This window comes from Mesorhizobium tamadayense, assembly GCF_003863365.1.
Lineage (GTDB): Bacteria > Pseudomonadota > Alphaproteobacteria > Rhizobiales > Rhizobiaceae > Mesorhizobium > Mesorhizobium tamadayense.
In genome coordinates this window covers 1-280 of sequence record NZ_RQXT01000286.1, presented here as the reverse complement: position 1 = coordinate 280, position 280 = coordinate 1, and the positions used below count along the sequence as shown (strand labels likewise).

The following is a 280-nucleotide window of genomic DNA, read 5'->3' as shown; positions in this document are numbered from 1 at the left end:
TATCTATCGGCAAAGTGGCCTGCGGCGTTCAATCCGAAAGCGCCCAGGCCGCTTAGGATCGGCATCCATCATGACATTCGCGTGCTGGACGGCGAACTGTCAGATGATGAATTGAGGAGAGCCCTGCGCGCCTATACCAGCATGCCCAGTTACTTGGCGAGACTGAATGCTGGCACTGTGCGGGTCGATCTTGATGGCGAGCCGGCCGGCGAGGTATCGGATGCGGACGCGGCGAGCGCCAAGGCTTTGCTGTGCGCGCGCAAGAACAAGGAAGAGACCC

General features: G+C 60.4%; 1 protein-coding gene. It reads left to right on the top strand.

What is annotated here, in order from left to right; all coding sequences use genetic code 11:
- Positions 1–280: ProQ/FINO family protein (locus tag EH240_RS37675; RefSeq protein ID WP_206075416.1), on the top strand; the 280-nt coding region annotated here is incomplete at both ends.